Annotated in this window: 1 pseudogene; it reads right to left on the bottom strand. The window is 70.3% G+C overall.

Annotated features, from left to right (window positions below):
• Positions 1-380, bottom strand: a pseudogene (locus G3I78_RS50945) (IS481 family transposase); the annotation flags it as partial.

The raw sequence follows: 380 nt of genomic DNA, 5'->3' as shown, positions 1-380 counted from the left end.
GGTCGTCGACGGCGTTGTGGAGGTAGCTGTAACCGACTCCGGAGCGGTTCTTGCGGCCGGCCTGGCGTCCGAGGGTCTTGTGGCCTCCGCCGTCGGGGATGTTGCCGAGCTTCTTGATGTCGACGTGCACCAGCTCGCCGGGCTTCTCGCGTTCGTAGCGGCGTATGACGCGGCCGGTGGCGCGGTCCAGATGGGTCAGACGGGCCAGGCGGTAGCGGGTCAGGACCCGATGGACGGTCGCGGGGTTCAGCCCGAGGAGGTAGGCGATGCGAGCCGGTCCCCACCGGCGCAGGACGCGGACCTTGATGATCCGCCGCTCGGTGCGGGTCGGGGTTTGGCGCGGGCAGTGACGTGGGCGCGAGGACCGGTCGGTCATACCG

The organism is Streptomyces sp. SID13726, from assembly GCF_010548375.1.
GTDB lineage: Bacteria > Actinomycetota > Actinomycetes > Streptomycetales > Streptomycetaceae > Streptomyces.
The sequence above is the reverse complement of the archived record's forward strand: the minus strand, read 5'-3'. Positions and strand labels throughout refer to the sequence as shown.